Source organism: Rhodoferax sp. (assembly GCF_028689295.1).
In the GTDB taxonomy this organism is placed as follows: Bacteria; Pseudomonadota; Gammaproteobacteria; order Burkholderiales; family Burkholderiaceae_C; genus Rhodoferax.
The window spans coordinates 1-9683 of the sequence record NZ_JAQTWL010000038.1 but is presented as its reverse complement, the minus strand read 5'-3'; the positions used below and the strand labels follow the sequence as shown (position 1 = coordinate 9683).

The following is a 9683-nucleotide window of genomic DNA, read 5'->3' as shown; positions in this document are numbered from 1 at the left end:
CAATGGACCTGGTCCTACAATCACGACCGCCCTCACATGGCCCTGGGCGGGATCACCCCAAAGCAGCGGCTACTAAAGGCTGCATAACCCTCTACTTCTGACGCCAGTGGAAAAAGGGGGGATTACCACTAATTAGGGAAAACACAACTTACAGAATCTGACAAAAGGGTGAAAATCCAACTTTATATTCAAAACTTGGAGTGTTAAACATGACCGATCGCATCTGGCTCAAGAGCTACCCACCCGGGGTTCCCGCTGACATTGATGTGAACCAATACGCCTCCATGGTGGACATGATGCAGGAGAGCTTCAAGAAGTATGCTGATCGTCCTGCCTACAGTTTCATGGGCAAGGAACTTAGCTACAAGCAGGTGGATGAGCTGAGTCAGACCTTTGGCGTCTATCTGCAGAGTCTGGGCTTGGTCAAGGGTGATCGGGTCGCCGTCATGATGCCCAATGTACTGCAGTATCCCATTGCAGTGGCCGGCATCTTGCGGGCTGGTTATACCCTGGTCAATGTCAATCCGCTGTACACGGCGCGTGAGTTGGAGCACCAGCTAAAGGACGCAGGGGCCAAGGCCATCGTGATCCTGGAAAACTTTGCCGCCACGCTGGACAAATGCCTGGCCGCCACCCCGGTCAAGCACATTGTGCTGTGCGCCATGGGTGACCAGTTGGGCTTGCTCAAAGGCGCCTTGGTGAACTACGTGGTGCGCAACGTCAAGAAGATGGTGCCAGCGTTCAACCTGCCCAGCGCCGTGCGCTTCAATGCGGCCATCGCCAAGGCAAGCAGTGGCAGTTTGAAAAAAGCGGTGATCAAGCCCGATGAGGTGGCGGTGTTGCAGTACACCGGCGGTACAACCGGTGTCTCCAAAGGGGCGGTGCTGTTGCAGCGCAACCTGGTGGCCAACCTGCTGCAAACCGATGACTGGTTCAGCCCGGCGCTGCAAAAAATTCCGGCGGGTGAGCAGATGAATGTGGTCTGTGCCTTGCCGCTGTACCACATCTTTGCCTTTACGGTGGGCATGATGTTGTCGCTGCGCGCGGGTGGCAAGCTGATCCTGATCCCCAATCCGCGCGATTTCCCAGCGGTTTTGGCCGAACTGGCCAAGCACAAGATTCATTTCTTCCCGGCCGTGAATACCCTGTTCAACGGCCTGGCCAACCACCCTGATTTCAGCAAGGTGAACTGGAGCAGTCTGCTGGTATCAGCCGGGGGCGGTACGGCAGTGCAAAGCGCCGTGGCCAAGCTTTGGCTGGAAAAAACGGGCTGTTCCATTGCGGAAGGTTATGGCCTGAGCGAGACCTCGCCGATCGCCACAGCCAATCCGGTGGTCGGTGCCGAATACTCGGGCACGATCGGCTTGCCGGTGCCGAGCACCTGGATCAAGCTGCTCGATGACGATGGCAACGAAGTGCCTCTGGGCCAGTCGGGCGAGATCGCCATCAAGGGGCCGCAGGTGATGGCGGGCTACTGGCAGCGTCCCGACGAAACCGCCAAGGTCATGACGGCTGACGGTTACTTCAAGACCGGCGACATTGGCGTGATGGACGAGCGCGGTTATTTCAGAATTGTCGATCGCAAAAAGGACATGATCCTGGTCAGCGGCTTCAACGTCTATCCGACCGAGCTGGAAGACGTGGTGTCGCAAATGGAGGGCATCATGGAATGCGCCTGCGTGGGGGTGCCCGATGCCAAGACAGGTGAAGCGGTCAAGCTGGTGATCGTCAAAAAAGATCCGAATGTGACCGAGGCCGATGTGCGTGCTTATTGCAAGGAAAACCTGACCGGCTACAAGCAGCCCAAGGTGATCGAGTTCCGCAGCGAGTTGCCCAAAACGCCGGTGGGCAAAATTTTGCGGCGCGAACTGCGCGACAAATAAGCGCGGAATCCGGTGTCGCTGGTTCAGCCGTTGCGCTGGGCAATGCGGGGAATGGCATCGCGCAGGAGTTGGGTCACCTTCTGCGCGTTGCTGCCAAATACCGCCAGGATGGCGTCCCAGGTCACTGGCTTCTCGTCGGTTTTCCAACAGTCGTAATCGGTGCTCATGGCCACAGCGGCATAGGGCAATCCGGCCTCATTGGCCAAAGCGGCCTCGGTGGCGATCGACATGTTGATGATGTCTGCGCCCCAGGCGCGGAACATGTTGGATTCGGCACGGGTCGAAAAACGCGGCCCCTCGATGGTGATGACCGTACCGGTCGGGTGATGGTCAAAACCCAGGCGCTGGCAGGCCTCATTCAAAATGGCGCGCAGACTGGTATCAAAGGGGTCCGCCATTGGCGTGTGCACCGGCTGGTGCGGCGCAAACGATTCGTGAAAGCTCATCGCGCGCTGCTTGGTGAAGTCGATGAACTGATCGACGATCACCAAGTGGCCACGGCCGATATCAAGGCGCAAGGAACCCACCGCCGTGCTGGCCAGCACGTGCGTACAACCGGCATCCTTGAGGGCCTGGATGTTGGCCCGGTAGTTGACTTGACTGGGAGGGAGGGTGTGCTCGCGCCCATGGCGCGCCATCAGCACCACGTCCACCCCGCCGATTTGCCCCAGTTTCAGGGGCGCCGATGGCACACCCCAGCGCGTGGTCACGCTGTGGTTCTGCGCGTTTTCAAGAATGTCCGGGTTGTCGAGCCCGCTGCCGCCGATGATGCCTATTATGGTCATGATGCGAGGTTCCGATTCAAGGTGTCAACGAGGACGGCCAGCACCGAGCCGATGTCCGCGCCATAGGCGACGATGCCCTCGTCATGGCCTGCCATGACAAACAGCACGGGCAAGCTATGCTGGGCCGCCACCAGTTGCGCCACGGCCCGCGCCATGGCCGGTGTGCCGTAGGGAATGCCCGGTGACGTGCAGATCGCATGGTGTGCCAGCAGCGCATCGAAGAGCAGGCGGCTGTGGACGTGCATGACGCAGTGCACCGCCGGATTGGCCGCATAGATGGCGCCGTGGGTCATGGACTCCGAGGATGCCTCCAGGCTGCCGCGAGATCGCACGCTGTTCTGGTCAATGGAAAACGACTCCACCAGGCAAAACTGGTCAGGCTGCAGTTGACGGATGGCCCCGGTGGCGCTGCCGGTGATCAGGAATTGCTGGCCGCTGGTGCGCAGGCTGAGGTTGCCGTAGCCGATGCCGTTGGGGTACGCACCAATCAGTCCCAGGTCAAACAGCGTGGTGCGCGCCTTGTTGAGTTGCTCGAGTTGCGCCGATGGCGCCATCACGCCGGTAAGGCGTTGGCTGCTGTACTTGATGACTCCGTCGTCGATGGGCGTGCTCATTCCCGTTCCTGTGGAAACAGCGCCAATATGGCCGCCTCGTTGGCGTCGCAAATGCCGCGCTCGCAAATCAGTTTCGTCACCAGGCGCGCCGGGGTCACGTCGAAGCCCCAGTTGCGCGCCGGCGTGGTGTCGGGGCAAATCTGCACCGTTTCAATGCCGCTGTGGCTGGTTTTGCCGCTGACAAAACGCACCTCCTCGGCGCCACGCTCCTCGATGGGAATGCTGGCGATGCCATCGCCCAGCGTGAAGTCGAAGGTGGATGAGGGCAGGGCCACAACCATGGGGATGCCGTTGTCGCGCGCCGCCAGCGCCTTGAGGTAGGTGCCGATCTTGTTGGCCACGTCGCCGTTGCGGGTGACGCGGTCGGTGCCGGTGATGACCATATCGACCAGGCCATGCTGCATCAAATGGCCGCCGGCGTTGTCGGCAATCAGCGTGTGCGGCACGCCGTGCTGACCCAGCTCCCAGGCGGTCAGACTGGCGCCCTGATTGCGCGGACGGGTCTCGTCCACCCAGACGTGCACCGGTATGCCGGCATCATGCGCCGCATAAATGGGCGCTGTGGCGGAGCCAAAATCGACAAAGGCCAGCCAACCCGCGTTGCAGTGGGTCAGGATGTTGACGCACTGGCCGGGCTTGCGCTGCGCGATGGCGGCGATCAGCGCCAGGCCGTGTTCGCCCAGGCGCCAGCAATGCTCGGCATCTTCGTCGGCGATCGCGACCGCTGCGTCTCTGGCCAGTTGTCGCATGTGTGCCGGCGTGGTGCCGACCGCGATGGCCCCCAGCATGCGCTCGACCGCCCAGGCCAGGTTGGCCGCAGTCGGCCGGGTGGCCTTGAGGTCGGCTGCCGCTTGGCGCATGAAGTCGTGAAAACCCTGTTCGGGCGCTTCCCGCGAAGCCAGATACATGCCGAAGCCGGCGCTGGCGCCAATCAGGCCAGCACCGCGCACCGTCATGTTGCTGATGGCGCGGCACATGTCGGCAACACTCAGCACGTCGGCAATTTCGAAGGCATGCGGCAACTTGAGCTGGTCGATGACCTGAACCACCCGGTCATTACCCTCATTCAGCCAGATCGTCCGATAGGGCTTGCCGTTGACCTTCATCCTGGATTCCTCATTTCAGCCAGCCGCGTTTCCTGAAATACCACATAGGCAGCAGGGCGCTGGCCAGCATCAGGCCCAAGGCGAAGGGGTAGCCCAAGGCCCAGTCGAGCTCGGGCATGAACTTGAAGTTCATGCCGTACAGGCTGGCGATCATGGTGGGCGGCAGCAACGCCGCGCTGGCCACCGAGAAAATCTTGATGATCTTGTTCTGGTTGATGTTGATGAAACCGACCGTGGCATCCATCAAAAAGTTGATCTTGTCGAACAGGAAGGCGGTGTGCGAGTCGAGCGAGTCGATGTCGCGCAGGATTTGCCGCGCATCCTCGAACTGCTCGCCATTGAGCATCTTGCTGCGCATCATGAAGCTCACCGCGCGCCGGGTGTCCATGGCATTGCGCCGGATGCGCCCGTTCATGTCTTCGTGGCGCGCAATGGCGGCCAGCACCTCGCCGGCCAGCATGTCGGTCACGTCGCCCGAGAGCACCTTGGCGCTGGCTTTTTCCAGTTCGTCGTAAATCTCTTCGAGCGTGTCGGCAGAATATTCGGCATCGGCATCGAACAACTTGAGCAGCACCTCTTTGGCGTCCTCGATCAGGCCGGGCGCGCGCCGCGCGCGCATGCGCAACAGCCGGAAAACCGGTACGTCCTCGTCGTGGATGGAAAACAGCACGCCCTTGCTTTTGAGCTCGATGTTGTCCAGGTTCAGGATAAAAGCGACGCGCACGGTGTGCGGTTCGTCGTCGTCGGCCACCAGAAAGTCGCTGCGTATGTGCAGTTCGCCGTTGTCTTCCTTGTAAAAGCGGGCCGATTCCTCGATGTCCTCGTCCATCGCATCTTCGGGGATCGCCAGGCCAAAATACTGCTTGATCCAGCGCTTTTCTTCCGGGGTGGGCGACTCCAGATCGACCCAGATCGGCTGGAAGCGCGACAACTCTTCGAGCGATTCGATCTCTTCCTGAAACAGGCGGCCGTTGGCGAGGGTGAAGATATTGAGCATAGGCTCACTCCCAAATGAGGTGGGTGATCGAGCGATGGGGCGGGTGCAGGCCTGTAACTGTCAAATTATCGCATCGCAGAGCATCTTGCAGCCATGAAATCAGCATTAAGTCCTGATGATGTTGCATTGCATCATGAAAAAATAATTGCATATTCAGCCAAGCCCGTGCATAGTCAGCGTCATGAATTGATCACAAATTTTTTCAGTTGCCAGCGTTTTGGCAACTTTCTTCCCCAAGAGCTTTAGGAGGCTTTTATGAACTTGACGATCAGCGGTCACCATTTGGAAGTAACCCCGGCTTTGCGCAGTTATGTGACCAGCAAACTTGACCGGATCAAGCGGCATTTTGACCAAGTGGTGGATGTCAAAGTGTTGTTGACCCTGGAAAATCTCAAAGAAAAGGAACGTCGGCAAAAAGCGGAATGCAATATTCACATCAAGGGCATTGAGCTCTTTGCCGAAAGCGCTCATGCCGACCTGTACGCGGCGGTCGATGAGCTGGTGGACAAGCTCGACCGTCAGGTGGTGCGCCACAAGGACCGTTTGCAATCTCACCACCACGATGCTCCCAAGCGCCTGATGTAATTTAAAATCTGGCAAGCCGCCCGCAAGTGCGTGCGGCTTTTTTTGTGCCAAATTTTCATCGCGCACCTTCAAAGTACATCATGAATCGACTCGCCTCCATCCTTTCGGCTGAACAAGTTCTAGTCCATGTGGACGTTTCAAGCAAAAAAAGAGCTTTTGAAGAGGTGGGCCTGTTGTTCGAGAATCTGCACGGCCTGAGTCGCGCCCTGGTCACCGACAGTCTTTTTTCTCGCGAGCGTCTGGGCTCCACCGGGTTGGGCCATGGCGTGGCGATCCCCCACGGCCGCATCAAGGGACTCAAGGCGCCAATGGCGGCGGTGTTTCAGTTGGCGCAACCGATTGGTTTTGATTCACCCGATGAGCAGGCGGTCGGATTGATGATTTTTTTGCTGGTGCCAGAGGCCGCCACCCAGAAACACCTGGAAATCCTGTCTGAAATTGCCGAAATGCTCAGCGATGCGTCGCTACGCGAACAGCTTTTGACCATCAAGGATTCCACTGAACTTTACCAGCGCATTGCCAACTGGCAATCGGCTTGAGGCGCGATCTGACTTGAACCCATTAATCCCTGAGCTGGAGCGATTGCCGTGAAACCCAATGTCATTAGCGCCGAAGTGCTCTTTGAGGCTTTTCGCGGCAGCTTGCACTGGGAATGGGTCGCCGGCCTGGGTGCTTCCGAGCGGCGCTTTGACGAAGTGGCGGTGCGGGCCGCCCGCTCCGGCGCCGATTTGGTTGGCTACCTCAATTACATCCATCCCTACCGTGTGCAGATCCTGGGTGAGCGCGAGGTGGCCTATCTGGTCAATGCCACGCCTGACGATTGCGCGCGTCGCATTGGACGCATCGTGACGCTGGAGCCGCCGGTGCTGGTGCTGGCCGACGGCCAAATCGCCCCTGATGCGCTGACGTCGATGTGCGAGCGCGCCCAGATCCCGATGTTCACAACCGATGGTTCGTCGGCCTTTGTCATCGACGTGCTGCGCGCTTACCTGTCCAAGCATTTTGCCGACCGCTGCACCATGCACGGCGTGTTCATGGACATTCTCGGCCTGGGCGTGCTCATCACGGGTGAGTCCGGCCTGGGCAAAAGTGAACTGGGCTTGGAACTGATCTCGCGCGGCAACGGCCTGGTGGCTGACGATGCGGTGGATTTGTACCGCATCAACCAGGACACGATCGAGGGCCGCTGCCCGGACCTGCTACTCAATTTGCTGGAAGTGCGTGGCATCGGCCTGCTCGACATCCGCGGCATTTTTGGCGAAACTGCGGTGCGCCGCAAAAAGCGCCTGCAATTGATCGTCCATCTGGTGCGCCGCGAGACCATGGAGCGCGATTACGAACGCATTCCCTATGAACCGCTGACCCAAGATGTGCTGGACGTGCCGGTGCGCAAAGTGGTGATCCAGGTGGTCGCCGGGCGCAATATCGCGGTGCTGGTCGAAGCCGCCGTGCGCAACACGATTTTGCAGATGCGCGGCGTGGATACCTACAAGGACTTTGTCGAGCGCCATCGTCTGGCGATGGGTGAGTCAACGTGAATTGAGTGCGGGCATGGCTGCTGGCAGCGCCTGCTGAGCCGGGGGGCAACCAGTACAATCGTCGAATTCTTTGCTACCCACTTCACTCATGTCCAAGTCCCTGTTTCGTTCTGTCTGCTTGAATTTGTCAGGCCTTCTGCTGGTTGGTTTGACCGCCTGTGGCAGCCTGGACAGAGCCAGTCAAAGCGCGGTTGGCTTGGTCACCCCCTACAAGATAGACATCGTGCAGGGCAATTTTGTCTCGCGCGAGCAGGCCGCGTCCCTCAAGGAAGGCATGAGCCGATTGCAGGTGCGCGATATTCTGGGCACACCGCTGCTCACCAGTATTTTTCATGCCGACCGCTGGGACTATGTGTTTACCTTCAAGCGCCAGGGCGTCGAGCCGCAGGCGCGCCGGGTCACGGTGTTTTTTCAGGGCGATGTTTTGAGCAAGGTGGAAGCCGATGCCTTGCCAAGCGAGGCTGAATTCGTGGCCTCGCTCGATTCCGGCCGCAAGACTGGCAAAGTGCCTGTGCTGGAAATGTCGCCAGAGAGCCTCGCGGCCACCGCCGCGGTGCCTCAGGCTGCGCCGGCCAAGGCCTTGCCGCCCTTGCCTGCAAGCTACCCGCCGCTGGAAAGCAGCGCCAACTGATTTCAGTTCTTGACGATGACCGAGTCCACACTTCACCGCATTTGCGTGGCAGGTGCCAGCGGGCGCATGGGTCGCATGCTGATCGAGGCGGTGTGCCGTGCTGACGATTGCCAGCTCAGCGGCGCGCTCGATGTAGCCACCAGCCCGGCCGTTGGCATGGACCCGGCGGCCGCTTTGGGCTTGAGCAGCGGTGTGGCCATCAGCGCCGATCTGCGCACCGGCTTGAACCACGCCCAGGCCCTGATCGACTTCACCCGCCCCGAGGGCACGATGGCGCATTTGCAGGTGTGTCGCGAACTGGGCGTCAATGCGGTCATCGGTACCACGGGCTTCAGCGACACGCAAAAGCAGCAGATCGCCGAGATCGCCAAAGACATCGCCATCGTCATGGCGCCCAACATGAGCGTCGGCGTCAACGTCACGCTCAAGTTGCTGGAGATGGCGGCCAAGGCCCTCGATACCGGTTACGACATCGAAATCATCGAGGCGCACCACCGCCACAAGGTCGATGCGCCCTCGGGCACCGCCCTCAAAATGGGTGAAGTCATTGCCACCGCGCAGGGGCGCGACCTGAAAGACTGCGCGGTCTATGCCCGTCAGGGCGTCACCGGCGAACGCGACCCCTCCAGCATCGGTTTTGCCACCATTCGCGGCGGCGACATCGTGGGGGATCACACCGTGCTGTTCGCCGGTATCGGCGAACGCATCGAGATCAGCCACAAATCATCCAGCCGCGTCTCTTATGCACAGGGCAGCTTGCGCGCCGTGCGCTTTTTGAGTGGTCGCAAAGCCGGTCTGTTCAACATGGCCGACGTGCTCAACCTGAAATGAATCTGGCGCAGTTTTTCTGGCAAGGCGATGCCCTGGCGCGCAGCGTGGCGCTGTTGCTGCTGGCCATGTCGGTCGGTAGCTGGGTGGACATTCTCTGGAAAACCTGGTTGTTGCGTCGCGCCAGTGGCGATGTGGCGCGTTGCATTGCGGTTTTTTGGCAATCTGCATCAGTGGCTGATGCGATCCAGAAAATCCGGGCGTTCGACCGGGAGTCGCTGGTGTTGCCGCTGGTGCTGGCCACCCATCTTGAAGCCAGTCAAACACTGGCCAGCGCCGGCGACCGCGCCCAGCAGCTCACTCGCGAACTGCGCAACGCCTTGCACGCCGCGCTTGCCAAGCTGCAGTACGGCCAGGTGCTGCTGGCCACGGTCGGGGCCACCGCGCCTTTTGTCGGCCTGCTGGGCACCGTTTGGGGCATCTACCACGCGCTGATCGGCATCGCCAGTGCGGGCCATGTCACCATCGACAAGATTTCCGGCCCCGTGGGTGAATCGCTGATCATGACCGCTGCCGGTCTGGTAGTCGCCATTCCTGCGGTGCTGGCCTACAACGTGCTGGGCCGTGCCGTGGCGCGGCTGGAGGCCGAGCTCGAAGGTTTTGCGCGCGACCTGCGCGAACTCTGCAGCACCGGCGTGCTTGGGCGCTAAGGCCAGAATGTCGTTTGGCCGTTTGGACCGTTCCATGGGTTCTCAGCCCATGAGCGACATCAACAT

Annotated in this window: 12 protein-coding genes; 8 read left to right on the top strand and 4 right to left on the bottom strand. The window is 60.1% G+C overall.

All coding sequences use genetic code 11. From position 1 onward, the window contains the following. Window positions 1-87 (top strand): integrase core domain-containing protein (locus PHF15_RS16135; protein ID WP_300120569.1); only part of this gene is annotated, 87 nt, incomplete at its 5' end. Window positions 88-209: 122 nt separating this feature from the next. Further along, window positions 210-1883 (top strand): long-chain-fatty-acid--CoA ligase, encoded by a 1674-nt coding sequence (locus tag PHF15_RS16130; protein ID WP_300122764.1) that lies wholly within the window; start codon window positions 210-212, stop codon window positions 1881-1883. 23 nt (window positions 1884-1906) lie between these two features. Here PHF15_RS16130 and mtnP read toward each other — a convergent pair whose 3' ends face one another. The 4 genes from mtnP to corA are packed head-to-tail and all read right to left on the bottom strand — an operon-like array spanning window position 1907 to window position 5385. Next, window positions 1907-2668 carry an S-methyl-5'-thioadenosine phosphorylase gene (mtnP, locus tag PHF15_RS16125; RefSeq protein ID WP_300122761.1) on the bottom strand — a complete coding sequence of 254 codons (762 nt, stop codon included), beginning with the start codon at window positions 2666-2668 and terminating at the stop codon, window positions 1907-1909. Beyond that, window positions 2665-3282, bottom strand: a complete 618-nt coding sequence (locus PHF15_RS16120) for a class II aldolase/adducin family protein (protein WP_300122758.1) — start codon at window positions 3280-3282, stop codon at window positions 2665-2667. The genes mtnP and PHF15_RS16120 overlap by 4 nt, the downstream gene beginning before the upstream one ends. Further along, window positions 3279-4388, bottom strand: coding sequence for an S-methyl-5-thioribose-1-phosphate isomerase (gene mtnA, locus PHF15_RS16115; RefSeq protein ID WP_300122756.1), 1110 nt, complete (start codon window positions 4386-4388; stop codon window positions 3279-3281). The genes PHF15_RS16120 and mtnA overlap by 4 nt, the downstream gene beginning before the upstream one ends. A 10-nt stretch (window positions 4389-4398) precedes the next feature. Then, window positions 4399-5385, bottom strand: a complete 987-nt coding sequence (corA, locus tag PHF15_RS16110; protein WP_300122754.1) for a magnesium/cobalt transporter CorA — start codon at window positions 5383-5385, stop codon at window positions 4399-4401. 255 nt (window positions 5386-5640) lie between these two features. Between corA and raiA the strand changes: the two genes are divergently transcribed. From raiA to PHF15_RS16080, 6 genes are all read left to right on the top strand, one after another. Next, the gene (gene raiA, locus PHF15_RS16105; RefSeq protein ID WP_296543346.1) at window positions 5641-5970 is read left to right on the top strand and encodes a ribosome-associated translation inhibitor RaiA; all 330 of its coding nucleotides are present in this window, start codon (window positions 5641-5643) and stop codon (window positions 5968-5970) included. 80 nt (window positions 5971-6050) lie between these two features. Beyond that, window positions 6051-6509, top strand: coding sequence for a PTS sugar transporter subunit IIA (locus PHF15_RS16100; RefSeq protein WP_300122749.1), 459 nt, complete (start codon window positions 6051-6053; stop codon window positions 6507-6509). Window positions 6510-6557: 48 nt separating this feature from the next. Continuing rightward, complete coding sequence (hprK, locus tag PHF15_RS16095; protein WP_300122747.1) at window positions 6558-7508, top strand: HPr(Ser) kinase/phosphatase; 951 nt, start codon at window positions 6558-6560, stop codon at window positions 7506-7508. Window positions 7509-7596: 88 nt separating this feature from the next. Beyond that, a complete protein-coding gene (locus PHF15_RS16090) occupies window positions 7597-8139 on the top strand; it encodes an outer membrane protein assembly factor BamE (RefSeq protein ID WP_300122745.1) in 543 nt (180 codons plus the stop codon). Between the two features lie 15 nt (window positions 8140-8154). Beyond that, the gene (gene dapB / locus PHF15_RS16085) at window positions 8155-8970 is read left to right on the top strand and encodes a 4-hydroxy-tetrahydrodipicolinate reductase (protein ID WP_300122743.1); all 816 of its coding nucleotides are present in this window, start codon (window positions 8155-8157) and stop codon (window positions 8968-8970) included. Continuing rightward, a complete protein-coding gene (locus PHF15_RS16080) occupies window positions 8967-9617 on the top strand; it encodes a MotA/TolQ/ExbB proton channel family protein (protein ID WP_300122742.1) in 651 nt (216 codons plus the stop codon). Before dapB ends, PHF15_RS16080 begins: the two co-directional genes overlap by 4 nt. The last annotated feature ends 66 nt before the right edge of the window (window positions 9618-9683 follow it).